We start from the raw sequence: 21,210 nt of genomic DNA, 5'->3' as shown, positions 1-21,210 counted from the left end.
GATGAAACAAAACACCATGGAAAAAACTCTTATTTACAGGGAGAAAGAAGAATTTAAAGAATTCCATCTGATTCTTAAAAATGCCAGTTCAAAGCAGTTTTATGAATTCAGTTTTGAGATGGAAGAATTTCCGAATATCAGAATCAAAAATATTGTCAATCTTCAGGAAACAGGACTTAGTTTCGAAAATAATAAGATATCGGGAATTCCTTATGTCAGCAATGTATATGATCTGGATATTGAATTCTATCATATCCAAGAACATGAAAAGACAGAGATCAAAAAAGTAAATCTGTTTGTGAATGCCGATCCCAAAGACCTTTGGAAGAATATTCCATCTGATACAAGCGATGTTTACCATAAACCTGACGAAACATCATTTAAAGGGAAATTTCTGGATAAAAAAATCACCATTGCATCAAAAAGAGGACGTTCCCATGCCCATGAAGGAAAATTCAGGGATGATGATTTTGCAGTGAACGAACTTCAGGAAAACTGGAACATCATTTCCGTGGCAGATGGAGCCGGTTCTGCTGCTGTGGCAAGGGAAGGTTCCAGATTGGCAGCTGTCTCAGTGAACCGTTTTTTCGATTCTGAAGAAATTCTGACTGAGATCGAAAAAAACATTAACATTGTTTACCATTCAGAATCATCAAAAGAAAATCAGACAGAAGCGAAGGAGAAGATCATAAGGTCACTCTATGAAGGTGTACTGCATGTATATCATGTTTTGGATAAAACAGCAAATGAAAATTCTCTTTCCATAAAGGATTTTCACACAACGCTGATCTTTGCACTTACTAAAAAATTTGATTTTGGATATGTTGTTCTTACTTTCGGGGTAGGTGACTGTCCTATTAATCTTATCAGTCCCGACTTTTCTCAGGTAAAACTTCTCAACAGGATGGATGTAGGCGAATTTGGCGGTGGTACCCGGTTTATTACCATGAAAGAAATATTTAATGAAGATATAGTTTCACGGTTCGGAATAACCTGTGTAGATGATTTTTCTTATCTCGTTCTGATGACAGACGGCATTTACGATCCCAAGTTTATGACAGAAAGCCAACTTGAAAATATACAAAGCTGGAAAACATTTATTAATGATCTGGCCGGAAACAATGATGACCGTACAAAGGTTGACTTTACTAATGATACACATATTGATCAGCAGCTTCTGACATGGACCGATTTCTGGAGCCGCGGAAATCATGATGACAGAACACTGGCCATAATTTATTAAGCATGAAAAATACCGTTAAAGTTATTTCTGTTCTGGATGCAGCAAAATCCTATGAATACGTAGATGAAAGTCCGATACGCGGAGGAGTGAAAGATGTTTATTTTTCGCCGGACAGAGAATATGTCGTAGCCTTTTACCGGAGTCCTTTAGATGCCGGACAGAAAGAACGTATCATGAGAATTGTTTCTACCTACCTCGGAAATATACAGAACGGAAATTCATCCGATTATTTTCTGAATGAAATATTCAGATGGCCTTATGATATTGTCGAAAAAAATAAACTGACGGGAATCGTGGTTCCTGTTTACCATAAAAAATTCTTCTTTGCTAAAGGATACATTGGATCCGATAATATCCAGGGCCAGGATAAGGTCGGAAAATGGTTTACTGCTCCGATGTTCAGAAACCAACAGTATCCTTTGAGGCTCGATCATTCTGAACTCGGGGATTGGCTGAGTTATTTTCAGATCACCATCAATATCAGCAGGGGAGTGAAAAAGCTTCACCAGATGGGTCTGGCACATTCAGACCTTTCCTACAATAATATTCTGATCGATCCGGTTACAAAGTCTGCCTGCATTATCGATATAGACGGATTGGTCGTTCCAAAACTGTTTCCTCCGGAAGTGATCGGAACAGCAGATTTTATTGCTCCCGAAGTTTTGAAGACCAAGCATCTGAGTATGCAGGACCCCGGAAGACATTTGCCCAATCAGAAAACAGATCTTCATGCATTGGCCGTATTGATCTACATGTACCTGTTCAGAAGACATCCGCTGAGAGGAAGCAAAATCTGGGATTTGGACTCTGAAAAAGATGAGGTGATTTCAATGGGCGAAAAAGCATTATTTATAGAACATCCCAACGATCCTTCCAATAATGTAAAAGCCGACCATCTGCGAAAATGGGATGCTTTCTGGGGGGATCCTCAAAAAATTCCTTTTACAGCAGCAGGTCCTTATCTTTCTGAATTATTTAGAAAAGCATTTATAGACGGACTTCACGACCCAATCAGACGTCCTATGGCCAATGAATGGGAAACTGCGCTGTTGAAAACTGCAGATCTGATACAGCCTTGCCATAATCCGGATTGTACAGAAAAATGGTATGTCTTTGACAATACCAGTAATCCAAAATGTCCTTTCTGCGGGACGCCACACCGTGGAACACTTCCCGTCCTGGATCTCTATTTTAAATTCGATGATGAAGTATGGAAACCTGAAAACCACAGACTGATGGTTTATAACAATCAGTATTTATTCAAATGGCATGTTTCCAGAAAGGTGATCAGAAATGAAAATCTTACCATGCAGGATAAAATGCCTGTAGGATATTTCACCTTTCATGAAGGAAGATGGGTGCTGGTGAACCAGAGCCTGACTTCTATGAAAGATATTACAGAACAAAAAGAAATTCCGCCCGGATCTATGGTTGAACTGACAGATGGAAAGAAAATACTGCTATCTGCAGAAGAGGGAGGTAGACTGGTCCTTGTTACGCTGGTAAATCAATAGAATGAAAAAATAAAAATCCGGTATTCCGGTTTCCTATACAATTTGATGAGCTGAAACCGTATCCAAAATCAGTAAGGATATAAGAACTGTATTTTTGGCGATCAGGAAATATAATTTACACTGTGAAAGTGAAACCTGGATAAAAGGAAATACCGGCGAAATTTTCACCAAAAGCCGGACCAGCAATTCTTCAGCATTAAGAAAAGCTGCTTGTGTAATTTTTAAGTCAGTCAATTTAGATAAGTCATTTTATTGGAGTTATAAGAGGTGAAACGTCCAAATGATCAGGGTCAGGAAATAGTGTCCTGCGACCAGTTTAATAAATGAATGGAGCTAAAATTTCTTCCGGCCTTAATCAAAAATAGGGTTCCTGAAAAATAGAGCCGGAAGAAAGTACAGGTTTCATCTACCTGTTAAAGCTTTTCAGCTGAAGCAATTATTTTTTTATGACGTTTACTACAGAATATGAACCGTCATTGTTTTTCATCTTCAAAAAATATTTACCCTTTAAATAAGGAACCATCGAAATATTTCTTTTGTTGCTTTCTTTGGAATCTGCTGTTGTTTGAGTAAACAGCAATTTCCCTGTGGCGTCATAAAGATCTAATCCACTGATGTTTTCTGTAGAAGTGATATTCAATACATCACTGCATGGATTTGGGAAGACCCGGGTTTTTGATTTTGTCTTGTTTAAGTTATCTTCAACCCCAAGAGCCCCCTGAAAAGTTAGATTGATCCTGCTGTTGTAGTATTTGTTTTGGGCCATAAGCATATGAACAAAGGTAAACTGATCCTTTTCAGCAGAAGTCAGTTCTATCTCATGATAGCCTCCGGGTGGAATGTTGACCGGAATACTGCTTACCCCATCATTGATAAAGCTGCTGTTTTGGGGACTAATCGTGTACGGTAAATTATTGGTAAACCGGATTTTATCTCCAATGACAACATTTTCGCTGATCTGGTAAAGAGAGCCATCTGAGTTGGCATTATTGATGTTAAGAACAATTGTTCTGCCGAAGCTTTCAGGACTTAGAGTCATGAAGAAAATGATCATAGTCCATTGAAAAAGTAGTTTTGTTTGCATGTAAAAAAATTTAATTGTTAGTATGTATAAGATTTAAAAATTGTTGAGATACTATTTGGAGTGGGGCAGGTTGATAGATTTTCTGAAACTTAAGACAGGCTGTTTTCGAATAGTCAGCCTGCTCAAGTAAAACACATTAAACTAATAAAAAAAATACAGTAAAGATTTTAAACAGTTCAAAATTAGTTTTTTACAGCAAAGAATGTTTATCCGAAAAGAGGGATTGATCAGAAGCAGTATTTGATACGTAGACATTTCAGGACTATACGAATGTATAAAAGCATGAAACAGAACTTTTGTACTCAGTTATTAGTGATGAATATTAGATTATACTGAAACGAAATACTTAAAAAGAAAAATTCTGATCCGGATTATTTTGTTGTGGTACTCAAAACAGTATTTTTTTTAAATATTATAATAGAGTATGTATCGAGAAGTAGTTATTTAATTGTTAAAAAATATGATTAAATTTTAAATATTTGATTACCATATGGGAGTAGATAATACGTATGTTGTAAAAAGGATAAATATTTTTATTTTAGCATTAAATTAAACAGTATTAAAAAATGGTAAAAAAATTATTTTTTTTCTTCTTCTCATTAAGTTTGTTTTTTTCTTCTTTCAGCTGTACTCAAAATCTGACAGATGACCAGCTAAAAAAAAGCATACATGATATAGACCTTATTCCTGCGAATGATAAAGACATTCAGAAAATTCAAAATATTATAAAAAAATGTCAGACATGTGAAGGAACCGGTTATCTTAAAATCGCCCAGATTTATGCCAAAAATAATAATATGGCAAAGTCTTTAGAGTATATCGAAAAAATAAACAGCGGGCAATTAATTGATGCAGATAAAAATCTGGACGAATTTTTCAGTTTGAAGTGTTTACAGTCCGGCTTATACAGATCTTCCGGAGAACATGTAAAAGCACTGGATGAACTGAATGAATTGTCTGCGGAACCACAGATCAGAAACTATCCTTATTACGTTTATTTTATTGCATTACTGCGCGGAGCGATCAATATATCTATGGAAAACAATGCTGAATCCTTAAGATATTTCAGAGAGGCATATAAAATTTCAAAATTATGCAGACAGAAGAAAAATCTGGATAAGATACATGGAAAAAAACAACAGGCTCAAATCGAAGACAGTTATAAATCTACTGCATATTTAGCAGTGGGTTATCTTGATATGGGCAAGCTTGATTCTGCCAAGATTTATTTGAAAGAAGCTTTAATGGATGCTGATCATTTGGATGATGTAAGAAATGCAGATATCAAACATGTTACCTACCATGTTGCCGGATCTGTATATATGGTTGATAAAGACTATCAGAAAGCACAGACCTATTATCTGATGAGTAAGAAAATGGCAGAGAACTATTTGTCAAGGGATGATACGAGACTGTCTGTATACACCGCATTGCTGGAATTATATGAAAGAGAAGGAAGAAAGGACAGTATTAATTACTATTTAAAGAAAATAGTTGAGCTCCAGAAAAATAGCAAGAAGAAAGGTATCAACCTTGATAAGTCTTTGGATATCAGAGACCGGAAGCAAATGCAAAATCTGGAAAGTAACAATAAAAGATTGATTGCTACCCTGGTCATGATCCTTGTTCTCAGTATAGGACTCATTTACTTTGCCTTCTTTTTTTATAAAAAATATAAAGAAAAGACTTTGGATAAGAAAGACGTTCCTTTAGATGACTTTACCGGCAAGGACCAATATAATGAATCGTTTAAAGAAGTCGTTTTACTTGCCAAAGAAAATAAACCTGAATTTATGACAAGATTTAATCAGTTGTTTCCTGAATTTTCGACGAAAATATTATCCGTTAATGATACCATTCAAAGTTCGGAATTACGGTTTTGTGCCTATCTGTACTTGAATTTTTCTACCAAAGATATTGCAGAATACACTTACATTTCCGTAAGAACCGTGCAGACAAAAAAGTATAAATTAAGAAAAAAATTAAATATTCCCGGTGATGTTGATGTATATGTGTGGCTTGATAACTTATTAAAATGATCCGTATTTCTATACAAAAAACTCCATAAAATAAGAATGCTCATCTTCACCCACAATTTTAAAACCTAAACTGGAATACAGATTTTGAGCTTTATTGGTTTTTAAAACACTTAAGGCAACGGCTTTTCCTGAAGATGAGGTTTCGTCGAGAATATCCTTTAAGATCCTTTTCCCCAGGCCTTTTCCCTGATGAATGGGATCAATCTGAAGCTGTAGAACCTCCGTTTTGTCTTCTGCTCTGTTGATCTTTAATAATCCTGCACGTTCATCGTTTAAAAGGATGATATGAGCTTTGTCAAACTGATAAAGAATTCTTTGAAGCGTTGTTTCTCTGTCCGTTGGCAGATTGGAATCTGCGTAATGCGGATTCATGGTTTTCGTTCTTAAATCAAGAAGATAATCAATATCGTTTTCTGAGGCTTTTTTGTAAGTAATAGTCGTATTCATAAGTTATTTGTGTGCTCCAATTTTTAAGCCAGATTGTTCCGGTATAAATTATTTCAAACCTATTTTCAGTCCCATTTCCTTTTTCATGTACAGCAGAACCTCTGCGTTTCCTCTTGCATCATCTACAGGATGGTGGGTGTGCTCGCTTTTCCGGAGATGCTTCCACTGGGCGAAAGTATCTTTTTCCAGTCCGCAATACAGATCCGACAGTCTTCTTGATGAATAACCGAAAGGATTCTTTCCGGTAAAGTGATGAAAATACCAGCAGATAAACATCCAGTCGAAACCATTATTATCACTGATGAATATAGGTCTCCCTTTGGTATTGTCTCTGATCCATTCTTCGAAGGCCAGCATTACTTCTTTAGGATCATCAAACTGCATCGTTTCTTCTCTGCTGAAACCTGAAACCGCTAAAGCTTCAGGATTAAATTTTTCTGAAATTGGTTTCAGTTTTCCATAGAAATTGGTATCCAGTTCCTCATTCACAAGAACAGCTCCAAAACAGACCATCGAAAAATCTCCGGGAATCGGGCCGTCCGATTCAATATCAACCATAAAATAACTCATCCTTTCTCTTTAATCAGACGAATATAATTAAAAATTAGACACCCAATCCCGAGATTTTATACAAGTTCAAAAAAACGCCTCTTTCCTATTTTTATTGTAGTTCCTTTTATCATCTCAATTTCCAGATCAGGATCCCTTGCCTTTATATTGTCTATCTTAACTCCTCCGTTTTCTATCAGTCTCCGGATTGCTGATTTGCTGAGGTCACGGATTAACTGACTGCAGAGTTCTACTAATTTCATAGGACCTTCCTTACAGTCAAATGAGTCTGGAGATATAGGTTCATAGACCTTTTCTTCAGAATTTTTGCTCTGAAACTGACTGATGAAAAACTGTTCGGCAAGTTCTGCTGCTGAATGATCATGATATTGGGTAATGATATTTTTAGCGATCAGTTTTTTGATATTCATTGGATTTTCGCCATTTTCTAATTGTAGTTTTAAACCATCTTTTTCCTCAATAGAAAAATCACAGGCAAGCTCAGTAAATTCACCGATAAGGCTGTCGGGAATAGACATGGTTTTCCCAAACATATCATTCGGTTCATCAGTAAGACCTATAATATTATTCAACGATTTACTCATTTTTTCCTTACCGTCAAGACCTTTCAGCAGAGGCATACACATTACAATTTGGGGTGACATCTGATGAACTTCCTGAAGCTGTCTACCCATGGTACAGTTGAAAAGCTGATCGGTTCCGCCCATCTCAATATCACATTCGATCTGTACAGAATCGAAGCCCTGAAGAATCGGGTACACGAGTTCATGCATAGCAATCGGAGTATTTTCCGTAAACCTTTTATTGAAATCATTCCGGTGCATCAGCTGAGCCACGGTAACTTTTGACATCAGCTGAATCACTTCCGGGAAACTGAGCGCATCCAGCCAGTCGGAATTAAAAACAATTTTGGTTTTTTCCACATCAATAATCTTTGAAAGCTGATCGATATAGGTTTGGGCATTGTGATTCACATCTTCAATGCTTAATGGTTTCCGGGCTTTATTTTTTCCTGTCGGATCCCCGATTCTTGCTGTAAAACTTCCGACGACAATAACAATCTGATGTCCCAGATCCTGAAACTGTTTCAGCTTTTTAAGCACAACGGCATGACCAAGGTGCAGATCCGGAGCGGTGGGATCAAATCCCAGTTTGATTATTAATCTTCTGTTTTCCTTATCAGCCTGCTGGAGTTTCTGTTCCAGACCGTTTTCCGGAAGGATGATGGCTGCATTTTGTTTTAATGTACTGATCATATTTTTGATTTTTAGATATAAAAAAAGCCCGGACAATGCTGTCCGGGCTCTATATACTTTAGATTATTCTTGTTAGATTACAGATATAGAAAGTCTTCCCGAACGTTTAGCCGGGGAGTAATACTCACTGAAAAAAGGAAGACGCAATATGCTGTTTAAATGTTTCATTGATAATACAAATATAAAAAGCTTTCGATAGTGATCCAATATTTAAACCATTAAGACCCGCTGTAAAGTTCCATATCAGTTGAGATTTATAAAAAAAAACTACTGTTCTTAACAGTTTATCAGTCTCAATGGCTTAAAATAAAGGTTTCAAAAACAATTTTATCTAACGCTCTTGAAGCTAATTCCATGCCATAAAACCCTTGTAGGCAAAATAAAGAATCGTTATAAATAAACTGTATTTTATGATTTTTTTTGTGATCTTATATGTCTTAAACAGCGCTGGACTGATGGACTTTTTTGCTGTATGTTTTTCCATGGGATACAAAATTTAAAGATTAAAAACAGGTGATGAGTAGGTATTTCTGATTTGCTCTTTCCATATTTCTACTTCTTCCGGAGATACTTTATCTGCACGGTCGAAAAAGAAGTGCTGAACGATTTCAAAACCGCTGTAAAGAAAAATTCCGTTGTCTGAAGTGAGAGTGAGAGCTTTATCCATTCCCATACGTTCATATTCCTCATGGGATTTTCCGTGGGTATTGATAATGACTGCTTTTTTACCTTTTAAAAGCCCCTTTTGAACACCCTGATCATAACGATAGGCAAAACCATAACTGAAAACACGGTCGATATAGCCTTTCATAATAGCCGGCATTCCGGTCCACCAGATAGGATAGATAAAAGTGATCTGGTCTGCCCTGGAAATATATTCCTGTTCTGTTTTGATGTCATCTGAAATTTGTCCTGCGAACTGCCTCTGCATATCTTCCATTGAAAAAACAGGGTTAAATCCTATTTTGTTCAGATCTCTGATTTGTATGTCGTGATGTTCTTTATCAAGACTTTCAATAACGATTTGAAGCAAGCGGCTGTTCAGGCTGTTTTCGTTGGGATGTGCATAAATGATTAAATGTCTCATCGTATTATTGTTTAAATTAATAAGACAAATGTAGAACAGCAGGAAGTGCAAAAATTGTAAGAAAACGAAATGGAATCAATCCGATCCGGAACGGCAGATGTCCTTCTGAAATTTCACATATTGGGAAGGAGACATATTTATGAAATGTTTAAAATCATGGATAAGCTGGCTCTGATCATAATAACCGCACTCATCAATAACGGTGAACCATTCGATCTTTTTGCTATTTTCCTGTTCTTTTTCGATAAGGGTGATTGCTTTGAGAAATCGGCTGTAACGAGCAAGTTCTTTGGAAGAATATCCAAACTGTTCCTTCTGTTTAAGCTGAATATTCCTTTCGCTCTGACGCTTTTTTTCTGCTATGGCTTTAACAGGATTAAGAGCTGTGCTGTCGAAATTACTAAGCAGCCGGCTTGTTTCATCCTGATCCTGAAGATAAGGACGGCAGAATTCGAGAATGTATCTGGTTTTTTCCTGTGGAGAAGCGAATTCAGAGATCTGATGCCAGAGTTCTGTAAAACAATTATCCTGCAGGAGTTCATCCGGGTGAGTACCTTTAGCGGAAATCATTGCTTTTCCAAAGAAACGGTAAAAAGCATCGTCTTTAAAATTAGCCACCAGAATAGAACTTCCTGGAGGCAGAGTATAGTCAAAGGATTGACGGACCGGTCCTAAAACGACACACTTATTGACCTCCGCAACGGTATTTTCCAGGGTGGTCATGAAAGCATTTTTACCAAAACAAAAAAGCATAATGGTTTGGTAAGAGGGGAGCAGGGTTTTCGTAACAGAAGCGGAAGAACTGTTTTCAGCGAAATAAAAATGCGTAAATACACTTTCAAATTCCTGAGGAACTGATATTTTTAGCTGGTGATATTCCGGGTGTAATTCATGCATGGTAAAGATTTTTAATTTAACTCTTTCTCCATTTTATAGTTGGTAAGATCAAAGCCTTTTACATGAACGGTTTGTTCTTTTATGACATTAAAACCCATTTTTTCAAAGAAAGGTCTTGCCGTTTTGCTTACATCGGCAGTAAGTATCTTTTCCCTCCGGATGATAGCTTCCTGTTCTATAAAGGTATACATTTTTCTGGCAATTCCCTGATGCTGAAAGTCCTTGTGCACGAAAAGTAGATCAATATAATTTCCCTGATCCAGATTACAGAACCCTGCCATTTGGCCATTAATTTTAGCTACGATGACGAGCTGACTGTCTATCACCCTGAGCCATCTTTCTTCATTTTCCGCTCCGGATTTCCAGGCATTGATCTGATCGCTGGTATAGTCGTTTTGACAGACCGTCGTAACGGTATCTGTAAAGAGGGTGCGCATTTCTGTAAGATCGCCGGGGGTACCTTTTCTGATGATCATGACTCGCTGATATATTTTTCCTGATAAAGTTGCTGCTGTTCGTCCGTCAGCAAGGGATAAAAAAGATTCATCTGAATAAGTGCATAATGCTTTACAGCTTCTTCCTTATTAAGTTTGAAAGAAAGGCTGTTATGGATGATCCAGTTGTCGGCTATAATGAATATCTGTGTGGTCAGACTTCTTATGATAAAATCAGGAATATCTTTCTTAAAAATATTATTGGTCTGAAAACCGTTAAAAATCATCTGAAACTCATCCTTTCGGGTAATGTTGATGGATTCATACTGCGCTTCTATGACCGGAATGTTTTTTAAAATATCAAAAAAATTCATGAAAATAAATCGGAATGAATAAAATACCTCATAAGTGGAATAGGTAAATTGATATAAATCTTCCAGTGTCTTGTGGTTTATTTTCTGCAAATTGTTCATCAAAACATCCATTTTAAGAATCAGGTCAGAAAAAAGGATCTTAATAATATCTTCAGAATGTTTAAAATGATAGTGCAGATTTCCCGGGCTGATATTCAGATCAGCCGCAATATGCCTTGTCGTGATGGTATTATAGCCTTTTTCGTTGAACAGCTCCAATGCTTTTGATAATATTTTATCCTTGGTTTTCATGCACCAAATATAAGAGAGTTTAAATTATATTTCAAAATTAGAACATTTGTTCTAATTTTAGTATATTTGCCTCAGAAAATCTACCGGAATGGAAGGGAAAAAAATGTTCAATTACGAAACTGCCGAAAACAGAGATCCGAAAAAAGAAAAGGATATCCAGGAAACACTGGTGAAGATCCTGCAGGTTATTATCGGACTAATTATGGCCATACTTCACATGTAATGAAAAAGAAAATTTCATATGGGTTTCTGCTGGGACTTGCTGTTTGGGCACTGATTATTTTTCTTAGAAAGAAGGGGATTATTATTCCGGTCATAAGCAATCATCTGACAGATTTTATCACTGTTCCGATGTATGCATATCTGATAGAATATGTAATGAACCGGAGACTGGGATATCAATGGAAACCAGATTTTAAATTTATTTTGTCTTCTGTACTCTATCTGTCGATGCTTTTTGAAGTGGTTTGTCCCATGCTTTCGGATAGATTTACAGGGGATATTTTAGATGTTGCAGCTTATTTCATGGGCGGAGTCATGTATTATTTGGAAGTAAGGTTACGGAACTTTTTCAAATGTGATAGTGTTAAGAATATTCCTGAATGTACAATACTCAATGATTAGCCTTTCTTCTTGAAAATAATACTTAAATGAATCAATTACATCTCCTGATCCGAACTCTATTTTATCTTGTTCTGCCCTGTAACTGAAAGGGATGATACTGGAATTGCAATGCAGGGAAAATTTATTATATCCGAAATTCAGAGAAGTAATTGTATGGGTTGGAACTCCTGCTATAACTCTTTGCTCCGGAAGCTGGACGGTTAATGTATCTTGCTGATTGGTTGATAAAGAAACGATCTTGAAATCGACTGTTTTCCAGTCTCCAAGTAATCTTTTCCTTTGTTTTTCTACTTCTTCGGCAGTGGATACCGCTTTTTTCATATCATCTGCCAGGATATTATTACGATAAAAGCTTCCATAATAATCTTTTCCTTTTACAATGATCCTGTTGGAATCTAAAACCTTTATTTGAAATAGAGCCTTGTCACGATCATACATTTCCAATCCTTTTATTTGCAGATTCTTATTGAGCAAATATTTTTTACCCCAACTGGTTGTGCGTGCTGCCTGACCATTATCAAAATACAGAAATTCCCGCCAATGATCATTTTCTTTAGTCACCAACGAATCAGACATCCATTCCCCGTTGAAGAAATGCGGTTCATAGTCTTTAAAGCATGAAACCAGCAGAAATCCTGAACCAATCAGGATACCGCCGGTTATTATTTTTTGTAGCAGCATGGTCAAACTTATCTGCTTCTAATGTATTAAATAAAATTTAATTACTGGCCCCGCCTGCTCTGCTAGATTCTTCAAACTTCACCTCTTTTGTAGCGCCCTTCACATTATTGTTTCCGAATTTGTACGTTACAGAAAGATAAATGTTCCGGGTGATCCCTTTATTATAATATTCTACATCGTAGTTAGGATAATATTCTATCCCTTTATTACGGTTGGTATTCAGAAGGTCATTCACATACAGGTTGATCAGAAGTTTTTTCTCCATCAGGTTCAGTTTCATTCCTGTATAGACGGATGCATTGGCAAAATAATATGTATTTCCGTCCCTGTTCGGAAGATTGCTCCAGAGTCCAAGCATTAAAGTAAGACTCTTGCTTTTATTCAGAAAGAAATTATTATCAAGATTGAAGTTGGCACTGTAACCTTTAGGAGCTGCTATTGCAGTCGGGTCATAAGATTTTGTTTTCGAATAATAGCCATTCAGAAAAATATTGGATTCCAACCATTTCAGCTTATTGTAATTATAGCTGATATTGATTCCCGCCTGATCTTCATTAAAGAAATTTTTGACGATACTGTATTTCGATTTACCTTCTACAACCTGAATTCTGTCCCAGTCATCCTTAGTCCTGTTATAATACAGGGTGACATTAAAATTATTGTGTACCACGTATCCGAATTCTAAATTATCTGAAAATGAAGGCAGCAAATAAGGATTTCCTGTACTGTATTCAAATTCAGAAACATAGAATTTGAAAGGATTCAGGTTCCCGAAATAGGGCCGTGAAATACGTCTGGAATAATTAAGGGAGAAAGCGTTATTTTCGTTAGGCTTGTAACTGATGTAAGCCGTCGGGAAAAATTTTCCATATTTAATTTTCGCTGACGAATCATCATTCATCGATATTCCTTCCAAAGTGGTGTATTCGTAGCGAAGCCCCGCTTTAGCATCCCATTTGTCGTTGATTTTAAAACTTGTGGATGCATAGGCAGCGTAATTCTGTTCATTGTAAAAGAAAGTATTCGTTCTTTTTGGATTAAGAATGTTTTGGCCGTCTTCGATCGTAAAGAAATTAAACTCAGAATCATTTTTGATCTTGGTATACTTTAATCCTCCCTCTGTTTTCACTTTACCAAAAGTTTTCTCCAGATCTGCCTGAGCGGAGTAAATTCTATATTTACTGATAGGATTGGCAAATGTAGAAACAACATCAGAAGTAATGGTATTATAAAAATTCCTGGCATTGGAATTATTGAGCATCATATTCGCGGTTACACTTAGCTTACTACCTAATGAATCAAGTTTTACATCATAAAATGCCGATGCATTGTGAACATTTCTGCGGTTCCTGTTGCTGTAATTGGAGGAAACATCCAGAGAGCCGTCTTTATCAAAGATATTCGCCCTGCTTTCACCCGTTTCCAAAGGATTACTGAATGAATAATTATAATTGATTCCGATCAGATTTTTATCATTGATCTTATATTCACCTTTTAAGCCACCTCCCTTGTAACGGTAATTGTTATTACTGGTACTGTTCGTCTTCCAGTAATTATTATCAGTTGTTCCGGTCAGATAATTATAAGACCGGTTTTCCCAATAATTGTCACCGATAGACAAATTGCTGGTAATAGAAAGTTTTTCTCCCTGGTAGTTAAAAGAAGCTCCGCTTCGGGTAGAGGTCGCTGGTCTGTCCCCATAATAACTTCCCGAAGTTTGAAGCGAGCCGTTCCACCCCAGACTGGAATTTTTCTTAAGGATGATATTGATCAGGCCGCTTTTTCCTTCTGCTTCGTATTTGGCAGGAGGTGTTGTGATTACTTCTATTTTAAGAATATCATCAGAGCGGATGGTTTTCAGATAATTGATCAGTTCCTGACCGTTCAGGTTTAAAAGTCTGTCATTGATCATTATGGCGACATTGCTTTTTCCGGCGATACTGATCGCATCATCGGTTGCACGTACCATCGGTGTTTTTGCAAGAGCTTCTACAGCATCTATGCCCTGTGAAGCTACAGAGTTTTCTACATTGAAGACCAGCCGGTCTACTTTTCTTTCAAATAGCTTTTTTCTGGCAGTAAGTGTAACGCCTTCCAGTTTTTGTTCTACAGGTGCTTCTTTCAGCTGGATATCTTTTGTAGAGTTCCCTTTTACTGTGATATTTTCGGTATTGGTTTTTACACCGTCTTTTATAATTTCAAGGATATAGTTTCCGTCTTCTTTCAGGGGAATTTTAAACATCCCGTTTTCGTCTGTGATCGCAGAAAATTTAGTATCTGCTTTGGTGATCAGAACTTCAGTTTCCGGTGCCGGTTTGTTCTGCATATCAGTAACCTTACCTTCAATGCTCTGCGCAAAAAAATAAGATGATGAGACAAGACTTAAAAGGAGGATAATCTTTCGATTCATGATTGGCTTTTTATACATAACATCTCATTGAGCAGCGGCATTACATCAAGAAGTGGAAAATATTAAAAGAGTTGTCAACCCATCAGGTATTCTTTTGGCTATTTTTGTAAGAATATTCTACAAATATTATCGCATGCATGACAAACTTTTACTGTATATGGGTTCTGATTTTCATTTTAATTCTCACGAAATTGAAATGATTCAGCAGTATTTTGAACCTGTTGGTTATTCAAAAAATACGTTGCTGGAAGAGGCTGGGAAAATTCCCGGACATCTGTATTATATTGTATCGGGATATCTCAGGCTGTTTTATATGGATGATAAGGGTAATGAAGTGACCACACATATTAACTGCCCACCTGGATTTTTCACATCTTATACTCATTTTATCAGTCAGACCCGTTCCGAAGATAATGTAGAATGCATTACAGACTGTAATCTTTTAAGAATCACGAAAGAAAATCTGGATAAGCTGATCAGCAGCAGCCAGAGCATGAAGGACTTCAGCATTTCAGTATTTCAAAAGTCTATTGCTTATCATGAAAACCGATCCAAAGAACTGTCTGTATTAAATGCAGAACAACGTTATTTGAAGCTTATAGAAAATTATCCGGACATTATTCAGAATGTTCCCATTCAGCATATCGCTTCATTCTTAGGAATGAAACCCGAAAGTCTCAGCAGGATTCGGAAAAAGATAATTAACTAACAAAAGTCAAGAGGTTCCGGGTGTAGGAAGATGAACTTTGCAGTATTAAAATTTATGCAATGACAACTAATCATCTGGCTCTTGTTTCAGGAGCAAACGGACATTTGGGAAACAACTTAGTGAGACTTTTGCTAAAAAAAGGTATTCCTGTGCGGGCAGCGGTAAGAAACATGAGCAATACAAAACCTTTTGAGGGACTGAACTGCGAAGTGGTAAAGGTGGATATTACAGATAAGGCTTCTTTTGTGAAAGCACTCCATGGTGTGGAAACATTTTATGCAGTAGGAGCATCCTTTAAGCTGTGGGCAAAAGATCCCAAGAAAGAAATTTATGACGTTAATATCAGTGGAACCATCAATACTATCGAAGCGGCGGCTGAAGCCGGAGTAAGAAAAATTGTTTATGTAAGCTCTATTGCTGCTTTAAATTATACAAAACTTCCTGTAAACGAAAGCGGAGGATACAATCCTGACAGAAGGGATATGTATTACAATTCTAAAAATGATGGTGAAAAGCTCGCTTTTGAACTTGCAGCAAAGCATGGAATAGAACTGGTTTCTGTGATGCCTTCCGCAATGATTGGCAGTGAAGCTTTCCTTCCGTTGAATGTTTCCTACAATATATTGAAGCTGATTCTAAATAAAAAAATACCGGTAGACACAAAAATAACACTGAATTGGATTGACGTAAAGGATGTCGCAGAAGGCTGTTTTCTTGCTGCCCAAAAGGGGCGTTCCGGAGAACGTTATATCCTGGCTAATGAAAAATGTATGACGATTACGGATACGACAGCTTTAGCCGGGAGATTATATCCTGAACTGAACCTGAAGATCCCGGGCTCTGTTCCCAAAACTGTGCTTTATGCCATTGCCGGAATCATGGAACTTGGAGGTAAGTTGAGCCGAAAACCTCCTTTGCTGACCAGAAAAGATATCGCGATGTTCTCGGGGCTGCAACAGAATTTTGATATTTCCAAAGCCAAAAATGAGTTAGGGTTCAAACCCAAAGATCCGGAGCTGGCAGTACAGCAGGCATTGGAATATCTGATGAAACATAAGAATATTCTGGAGATTTGAAAAAGTAATTTCTTATAAAGTATGAAGTTTGATGACAGATCCCTTATAATATTTTGTCAGGTCGTACAGATCTCCAAAATAACGCTGAAGGTCAAGGCTATTGTTCTGGTCGGAACTTCTCTCACGGGCATGATCTTCTGCAACAGCATATAGAGAGGGATAATCCGGCTTTAAATAATGTGAAAGCACCGTACAGCTGCCTTTCTGTTCCAGTATAATATCTGTGAAAAACAGTCCGTAGATCAGAAACTGATTAAAGTTTTGTGCATCCACCATAAAATCCAGATTCTGTTTAGAATAGTTTTCGTAATTGAAAAGAATTTCCTGAAAAGCTTTTATATTCTCTTCTCTCGGAATGTCATAAAAAAGATCGATGCCATTGATGAAAAGCTGGGTTTTAGCTTCTTCGCTGTCCGCAGGATAGGTGCTGCTGAACCAGGTGAAAATACTTGAAAGTTCCTCTTTCGAGAGATCGTTAACAGAATCCTTTACTTTATTTTTAATGATTTCAAGACTTACTTTGGCATCATCGTGAAGAAATTTCATGATATGATCCTCTTCACGGCAGAGTTTATTGTATAAATTGATTTTAGCAATATTGGGATTCGTCTTGATGAAATAAAGTTCTTCTGGCATTGCTGGATACCACATGATTTATTCTTAAGTGGTAACTAAAGATACGAAATATGTAGTGACTAAAATCAAAAATGTTATGCAGTAAATTATTAATCATTTTTCAGCGTTTCATGAAGTGCAATTCTGTTTCCTTCAGAATCTTCCAATTCGGCTACTGCAAAACCATATTTTTCATTTATTTTTTTAGGATAAAGTATCTTGCCTTTATGCTGAACAGCTTTACGCAGAGATTCGTCAATACTTTCTGTTTTGAAATAAATAATAACGCCATCCCTCGTCGGCTTGTATACATCACCTTTTGCTAAAGCACCGGTAATCCCGGTGTTTTTTTCCTCAAATGGGAAAAGAGACATTTCGTAGCCGTCAATATCTTCTTTTTGAAATTGGAAATTAAAAACATTCGTATAAAACTGCTCGGCACGTTTCATGTCATTCACAGGAATTTCAAAATAGACAACAGGATTGGAGTGAGGCATAGTTTCTTTTTTGGGAGGGCTGCAAGATACATAGATCAACAGGAAAAGAAGATAAAGCAGAAACTTTTTTGACATACTTTTTATTAATTTTTATAAACTTGAAAGTAAACTTTTTTTTCTAATTTCAAAAATAGATAGACTTATCTATTTTTTATCTACATTTGTAAAAAATTTTGTAATGAAAAAAGAAAAGGTACAGGACAGAATTATCAGGGTGGCTTCGGATCTGTTTTACAGACAGGGTTTCAACTCGACCGGAATCAATCAGATCATTGCTGAGGCAGATATTGCCATAGGATCTCTGTACAATCATTTTTCATCAAAAAATGACTTGCTTCAGGCTTACCTTATCAAAGAGGAAGTGGAATGGTTCAGGGGCTTTGAGGAATACTCTGCTAAAATTTCGGGACCCAGGAAAAAACTGCTTTCTTTGGTAGAGTACCGTAAGAAGCTGCAAAAATCCTCAAAGTTTGCGGGCTGTCATTTTATCAAAATTATTGCTGAAGTAGGAGACACCAGCCCTGTAATTTCTGATTTTGTAAAAAAACATAAGGGTAAACAAAAAGAAATGATCCGGTCTCTGGTAATAGAATATGATGAAAATAATAACAGTACAGATACGGATCTTGTTACGGAACATATTTTTCTGCTGATAGAAGGCGCGGTAATAACGTCTACAATCAATAAGAATACTGATTCTTTTGATCATATTCAAAAAATGATTGAGGCCCAGCTGTCTTAATTTTTTTTTCTGTAATAAATAGATATATCTATATAAAAATGAATGCTAAATATTTGAAATTGATTGTAATATTATCCGGTCAGCTGCTTACCATTATGGATATCTTCATCATCAATGTATCCATTCCGTCGATCCAGCGTGATCTTCATGCTTCCAATGGAGAGATGCAGCTGATGATTGCTTCTTACCTTATTGGTTTTGCTTCATTCCTGATCACAGGCGGAAGAATGGGGGATATGTTTGGGCGAAAAAATATTTTTATGATCGGGCTGATATTTTTCATGTTAAGTTCTGCTGCCTGTGGAATCTCTTCCGGATCGGCTTTGCTTGTCATCTCCAGATTTGTTCAGGGAATCAGTGCTGCCCTGATGTCTCCACAGGTTTTGTCGATGATACAAATCCTGTTTTCCGGGCATGAAGAAAGATCAAAAGCGATGGGCTGGTATGGAATTACTATTGGAGCAGGAACTATTCTCGGACAGTTTCTGGGAGGCTATTTCTCGTCCATGACTTTCATGGAGGAATCCTGGAGACTTATTTTCCTGATCAATGTCCCGATATGTCTTCTGGCTTTACTTTTCAGCAGAAAAATCTTAGCTGAATCTAAAATTTCAGATGGAAAAAATACTTTTGATTTCTTTGGGGTTACTGTACTGGCTGCAGGACTTTTCGGTTTTACATATGCGCTGACTATGTCTGAACATGGAATTCAACCTGTAAATATACTGTTCATCGTTTTATCAATAAGTGTTTTAATTTATTTTATTAAAAATCAAAAGATGAGGTTGCAGAACAGGAAATCTTACCTGATGGATTTTAGCTTATTTGGCTATAAAAATTTCAATCTTGGAATTCTGGCAGTTTCCTTTTTCTTTATCATGCTGGATTCTTATTTTTATATTCTGTCGCTTTTTTTTCAGGACGGGCTGCAGATAGGATCAATGGCAGCTGGTGAAATTATTGTTTTCCAGGGGCTTGGTTTTATACTCGCATCCCTGTTTTCTGCGAAACTTATTTTACGATATGGTAAAGTATTTTTAGTTACCGGGTTGAGCCTTATCATGGCCGTTCTTATTCTGCAGATCTTTTTGTTTGATAAGGAAACTCCCTTTTTTGTGCTTTGCCTTTTACTTTTTTTCCACGGAATCGGTGTGGGCTCTATTATTCCTTCATTAGCTAATATTGCCTTATCCGGACTGCCGCAAAAGCTGGCAGGAAATGCCTCAGGAGTTTACAATACTTTTCAGCAGACTGCAGCTATTATGGGAATTATTGTGGTAGGAAGTATTTTTTACTATTTTCTGGGAACCAAACCATCCCCGAAAGATTATCATCACGCCTTTTCCATTGCGGTGGCTGTCAACATTTTTTGTCTCATTATCGTTTTATATTCTATTATGAAAGTTCCAGAATATATTCTTCCCACCAGAAAAGATTTAAATTCTCATTAATTCAGATGTTTTTCTATGACCGATTCAAGAGTTTCCTGTCTGTCCACTTCTCTTGAAACGATCTTTCCGTTACCATCTACCAGAATGTAAAGTGGATAACCTGCGGCGTTGAGTTTTTTAGAAAACTCTTTCGCAGGGTCAAAATAATTTTTCCAGCTGACATTATTTTTTCTGAATATTTTGTTGGCAAGCTCCATTCTTGGCTGCGTTTTTTCATCTGCGACACTGATGAAATTCACCCCTTTATCTTTGTATTTTCCGTATAGTTTAACAAGCTCAGGAAGTCCTTCAATACACGGCTTACAGGTAGTGGACCAGTAATCTATCAAAGTCAGTTTGTGGTCCGAAAATGTTGCTTTTGTAATATTGCCTTCAGTTCCGAAATCAATCTCCGGAAAATTGCCTCCCACATTCGTAGAATTTTCTATGTATAATATTTTTTCAAAATCCTTAAAACATGATGATGTTTTTAATTTTTTTGAGAATAAAGGAAGAGCTGACAGATAATCTTTATGAAAACCATATTTTGAGAAGTCATCTACGATCTCCCAAAAAGCAGGATATGATTCCGGATTATTTTTGATATAGGTTTGCAGGAGTTTTTCTTTATTTTTAACGTCTTCGGGATTGTTTTTCTCAAAAGGTTTAAGCTTTTCATCTGCCTGATGAAGGTATTCTTTCAGTCTTTTATAATCTTTATTGATGATCGCATCGGGTGGAAGTACCAGCGTGAGATCTTTATCACTGACTTCAATTTTTAAAATTCCGTTTTCAATGAAAAATACCTTAGAATTCTGAAACCCATTCTGTCCATCTTTAGATGGTGCCATCATCATCATAGGCATGGGGCACTGAAACGTTCCGCTGATCGTATTTTGAGACTGCACACTAATGACGGCTCCTTTTGAATTTGCGAAAGATCTTACATTTTTGTTGTTACCCTTTAAATTCATAGCGAACAGCGATGTTACACTTTTTGAAACAGTAGGAAATACTAAAAATAGAGAATCATTTTCAAATGAGGGGGCCTTCAATTCAATATGAATCTGTTTTTGGGAAAAAACGAAACTGCCTGCAAAAAGTAATAAAATTTGTGAAATAACTCTCATATCAATAATTGGGACGATAAAGATATTGTTTGATCATGCGGTGAGCAAATTTATTTACTT

The 21,210-nt window shown here is 36.7% G+C and carries 22 protein-coding genes; 9 read left to right on the top strand and 13 right to left on the bottom strand.

The genetic code is table 11. The features are described 5' to 3' along the window. Positions 1-16: 16 nt before the first annotated feature. Both IW16_RS19510 and IW16_RS19505 read left to right on the top strand, forming a co-directional pair. Positions 17-1,243: a PP2C family serine/threonine-protein phosphatase gene (locus IW16_RS19510; RefSeq protein ID WP_073175817.1), complete on the top strand. Its 1,227-nt coding sequence runs from the start codon at positions 17-19 to the stop codon at positions 1,241-1,243. Positions 1,244-1,245: 2 nt separating this feature from the next. Then, complete coding sequence (locus IW16_RS19505; RefSeq protein WP_034748398.1) at positions 1,246-2,757, top strand: helix-hairpin-helix domain-containing protein; 1,512 nt, start codon at positions 1,246-1,248, stop codon at positions 2,755-2,757. A gap of 436 nt (positions 2,758-3,193) precedes the next feature. Here IW16_RS19505 and IW16_RS19495 read toward each other — a convergent pair whose 3' ends face one another. Next, on the bottom strand, positions 3,194-3,841 hold the full coding sequence (locus IW16_RS19495) for a T9SS type A sorting domain-containing protein (protein WP_084694590.1): 648 nt from the start codon (positions 3,839-3,841) through the stop codon (positions 3,194-3,196). A gap of 566 nt (positions 3,842-4,407) precedes the next feature. Here IW16_RS19495 and IW16_RS19490 point away from each other — a divergent pair. After that, positions 4,408-5,880 (top strand): tetratricopeptide repeat protein, encoded by a 1,473-nt coding sequence (locus tag IW16_RS19490; RefSeq protein WP_034748387.1) that lies wholly within the window; start codon positions 4,408-4,410, stop codon positions 5,878-5,880. Positions 5,881-5,889: 9 nt separating this feature from the next. On the opposite strand, the gene IW16_RS19485 is transcribed toward IW16_RS19490, so the two are convergent. The 7 genes from IW16_RS19485 to IW16_RS19455 all read right to left on the bottom strand — a co-directional run bounded on the left by IW16_RS19485 (position 5,890) and on the right by IW16_RS19455 (position 11,236). After that, on the bottom strand, positions 5,890-6,327 hold the full coding sequence (locus IW16_RS19485) for a GNAT family N-acetyltransferase (RefSeq protein WP_034748385.1): 438 nt from the start codon (positions 6,325-6,327) through the stop codon (positions 5,890-5,892). A 48-nt stretch (positions 6,328-6,375) separates the two neighbouring features. Beyond that, entirely contained in the window at positions 6,376-6,897 is a 522-nt protein-coding gene (locus IW16_RS19480) for a 3'-5' exonuclease (protein WP_034748382.1), read from the bottom strand. 56 nt (positions 6,898-6,953) lie between these two features. Beyond that, entirely contained in the window at positions 6,954-8,153 is a 1,200-nt protein-coding gene (tyrS, locus tag IW16_RS19475) for a tyrosine--tRNA ligase (RefSeq protein ID WP_034748379.1), read from the bottom strand. Positions 8,154-8,649: 496 nt separating this feature from the next. Continuing rightward, positions 8,650-9,240, bottom strand: coding sequence for an NAD(P)H-dependent oxidoreductase (locus IW16_RS19470; protein WP_034748376.1), 591 nt, complete (start codon positions 9,238-9,240; stop codon positions 8,650-8,652). 75 nt (positions 9,241-9,315) lie between these two features. Continuing rightward, positions 9,316-10,137, bottom strand: coding sequence for a helix-turn-helix domain-containing protein (locus IW16_RS19465; RefSeq protein ID WP_034748373.1), 822 nt, complete (start codon positions 10,135-10,137; stop codon positions 9,316-9,318). Between the two features lie 11 nt (positions 10,138-10,148). After that, complete coding sequence (locus IW16_RS19460) at positions 10,149-10,613, bottom strand: GNAT family N-acetyltransferase (RefSeq protein WP_034748371.1); 465 nt, start codon at positions 10,611-10,613, stop codon at positions 10,149-10,151. Next, positions 10,610-11,236, bottom strand: coding sequence for a TetR/AcrR family transcriptional regulator (locus IW16_RS19455; RefSeq protein ID WP_034748368.1), 627 nt, complete (start codon positions 11,234-11,236; stop codon positions 10,610-10,612). Before IW16_RS19455 ends, IW16_RS19460 begins: the two co-directional genes overlap by 4 nt. 88 nt (positions 11,237-11,324) lie before the next feature. Here IW16_RS19455 and IW16_RS27110 point away from each other — a divergent pair, with 88 nt between their 5' ends. Next, positions 11,325-11,459, top strand: a complete 135-nt coding sequence (locus IW16_RS27110; RefSeq protein ID WP_262485516.1) for a hypothetical protein — start codon at positions 11,325-11,327, stop codon at positions 11,457-11,459. Beyond that, on the top strand, positions 11,459-11,860 hold the full coding sequence (locus tag IW16_RS26465) for a hypothetical protein (protein ID WP_131327942.1): 402 nt from the start codon (positions 11,459-11,461) through the stop codon (positions 11,858-11,860). The genes IW16_RS27110 and IW16_RS26465 overlap by 1 nt, the downstream gene beginning before the upstream one ends. Here the strand turns inward: IW16_RS26465 and IW16_RS19450 are convergent. Together IW16_RS19450 and IW16_RS19445 are read right to left on the bottom strand one after the other, a co-directional pair. After that, positions 11,795-12,541, bottom strand: coding sequence for a hypothetical protein (locus IW16_RS19450; RefSeq protein WP_034748366.1), 747 nt, complete (start codon positions 12,539-12,541; stop codon positions 11,795-11,797). The genes IW16_RS26465 and IW16_RS19450 overlap by 66 nt on opposite strands. Before the next feature lie 37 nt (positions 12,542-12,578). Then, complete coding sequence (locus IW16_RS19445; protein WP_034748546.1) at positions 12,579-14,951, bottom strand: TonB-dependent receptor domain-containing protein; 2,373 nt, start codon at positions 14,949-14,951, stop codon at positions 12,579-12,581. Positions 14,952-15,084: 133 nt separating this feature from the next. Between IW16_RS19445 and IW16_RS19440 the strand changes: the two genes are divergently transcribed. Continuing rightward, positions 15,085-15,660: a Crp/Fnr family transcriptional regulator gene (locus tag IW16_RS19440; protein WP_034748364.1), complete on the top strand. Its 576-nt coding sequence runs from the start codon at positions 15,085-15,087 to the stop codon at positions 15,658-15,660. A 59-nt stretch (positions 15,661-15,719) separates the two neighbouring features. Continuing rightward, positions 15,720-16,736 carry an NAD-dependent epimerase/dehydratase family protein gene (locus IW16_RS19435; protein ID WP_034748360.1) on the top strand — a complete coding sequence of 339 codons (1,017 nt, stop codon included), beginning with the start codon at positions 15,720-15,722 and terminating at the stop codon, positions 16,734-16,736. Between the two features lie 12 nt (positions 16,737-16,748). Here the strand turns inward: IW16_RS19435 and IW16_RS19430 are convergent, their stop codons facing one another. Together IW16_RS19430 and IW16_RS19425 are read right to left on the bottom strand one after the other, a co-directional pair. Further along, positions 16,749-17,387 carry a hypothetical protein gene (locus IW16_RS19430; RefSeq protein WP_223878251.1) on the bottom strand — a complete coding sequence of 213 codons (639 nt, stop codon included), beginning with the start codon at positions 17,385-17,387 and terminating at the stop codon, positions 16,749-16,751. A gap of 74 nt (positions 17,388-17,461) precedes the next feature. Further along, positions 17,462-17,923 carry a VOC family protein gene (locus IW16_RS19425; protein ID WP_228376966.1) on the bottom strand — a complete coding sequence of 154 codons (462 nt, stop codon included), beginning with the start codon at positions 17,921-17,923 and terminating at the stop codon, positions 17,462-17,464. Between the two features lie 103 nt (positions 17,924-18,026). On the opposite strand from IW16_RS19425, the gene IW16_RS19420 reads away from it, so the two are divergent. Beyond that, positions 18,027-18,590, top strand: a complete 564-nt coding sequence (locus IW16_RS19420; RefSeq protein ID WP_034748357.1) for a TetR/AcrR family transcriptional regulator — start codon at positions 18,027-18,029, stop codon at positions 18,588-18,590. A gap of 59 nt (positions 18,591-18,649) precedes the next feature. Beyond that, complete coding sequence (locus tag IW16_RS19415; protein ID WP_228376965.1) at positions 18,650-20,041, top strand: MFS transporter; 1,392 nt, start codon at positions 18,650-18,652, stop codon at positions 20,039-20,041. Here IW16_RS19415 and IW16_RS19410 read toward each other — a convergent pair. Beyond that, positions 20,038-21,150, bottom strand: coding sequence for a TlpA family protein disulfide reductase (locus tag IW16_RS19410; protein WP_034748350.1), 1,113 nt, complete (start codon positions 21,148-21,150; stop codon positions 20,038-20,040). The genes IW16_RS19415 and IW16_RS19410 overlap by 4 nt on opposite strands. Between the last annotated feature and the right edge of the window lie 60 nt (positions 21,151-21,210).

The organism is Chryseobacterium vrystaatense (genome assembly GCF_000737765.1).
In the GTDB taxonomy this organism is placed as follows: Bacteria; Bacteroidota; Bacteroidia; order Flavobacteriales; family Weeksellaceae; genus Chryseobacterium; species Chryseobacterium vrystaatense.
The sequence above is the reverse complement of the archived record's forward strand: the minus strand, read 5'-3'. Positions and strand labels throughout refer to the sequence as shown.

Bases quoted from the DNA above. Each gene is read 5' to 3' on its own strand.
- IW16_RS19410 (WP_034748350.1), bottom strand. From the start codon at position 21,150: ATGAGAGTTATTTCACAAATTTTATTACTTTTTGCAGGCAGTTTCGTT.
- IW16_RS19460 (WP_034748371.1), bottom strand. From the start codon at position 10,613: ATGATCATCAGAAAAGGTACCCCCGGCGATCTTACAGAAATGCGCACC.
- IW16_RS19445 (WP_034748546.1), bottom strand. From the start codon at position 14,951: ATGAATCGAAAGATTATCCTCCTTTTAAGTCTTGTCTCATCATCTTAT.
- IW16_RS27110 (WP_262485516.1), top strand. From the start codon at position 11,325: ATGGAAGGGAAAAAAATGTTCAATTACGAAACTGCCGAAAACAGAGAT.
- IW16_RS19425 (WP_228376966.1), bottom strand. From the start codon at position 17,923: ATGTCAAAAAAGTTTCTGCTTTATCTTCTTTTCCTGTTGATCTATGTA.
- IW16_RS19435 (WP_034748360.1), top strand. From the start codon at position 15,720: ATGACAACTAATCATCTGGCTCTTGTTTCAGGAGCAAACGGACATTTG.
- IW16_RS19470 (WP_034748376.1), bottom strand. From the start codon at position 9,240: ATGAGACATTTAATCATTTATGCACATCCCAACGAAAACAGCCTGAAC.
- IW16_RS19440 (WP_034748364.1), top strand. From the start codon at position 15,085: ATGCATGACAAACTTTTACTGTATATGGGTTCTGATTTTCATTTTAAT.
- IW16_RS19490 (WP_034748387.1), top strand. From the start codon at position 4,408: ATGGTAAAAAAATTATTTTTTTTCTTCTTCTCATTAAGTTTGTTTTTT.
- IW16_RS19455 (WP_034748368.1), bottom strand. From the start codon at position 11,236: ATGAAAACCAAGGATAAAATATTATCAAAAGCATTGGAGCTGTTCAAC.
- IW16_RS19485 (WP_034748385.1), bottom strand. From the start codon at position 6,327: ATGAATACGACTATTACTTACAAAAAAGCCTCAGAAAACGATATTGAT.
- IW16_RS19450 (WP_034748366.1), bottom strand. From the start codon at position 12,541: ATGCTGCTACAAAAAATAATAACCGGCGGTATCCTGATTGGTTCAGGA.
- IW16_RS19480 (WP_034748382.1), bottom strand. From the start codon at position 6,897: ATGAGTTATTTTATGGTTGATATTGAATCGGACGGCCCGATTCCCGGA.
- IW16_RS19505 (WP_034748398.1), top strand. From the start codon at position 1,246: ATGAAAAATACCGTTAAAGTTATTTCTGTTCTGGATGCAGCAAAATCC.
- IW16_RS26465 (WP_131327942.1), top strand. From the start codon at position 11,459: ATGAAAAAGAAAATTTCATATGGGTTTCTGCTGGGACTTGCTGTTTGG.
- IW16_RS19430 (WP_223878251.1), bottom strand. From the start codon at position 17,387: ATGTGGTATCCAGCAATGCCAGAAGAACTTTATTTCATCAAGACGAAT.
- IW16_RS19420 (WP_034748357.1), top strand. From the start codon at position 18,027: ATGAAAAAAGAAAAGGTACAGGACAGAATTATCAGGGTGGCTTCGGAT.
- IW16_RS19465 (WP_034748373.1), bottom strand. From the start codon at position 10,137: ATGCATGAATTACACCCGGAATATCACCAGCTAAAAATATCAGTTCCT.
- IW16_RS19495 (WP_084694590.1), bottom strand. From the start codon at position 3,841: ATGCAAACAAAACTACTTTTTCAATGGACTATGATCATTTTCTTCATG.
- IW16_RS19510 (WP_073175817.1), top strand. From the start codon at position 17: ATGGAAAAAACTCTTATTTACAGGGAGAAAGAAGAATTTAAAGAATTC.
- tyrS (WP_034748379.1), bottom strand. From the start codon at position 8,153: ATGATCAGTACATTAAAACAAAATGCAGCCATCATCCTTCCGGAAAAC.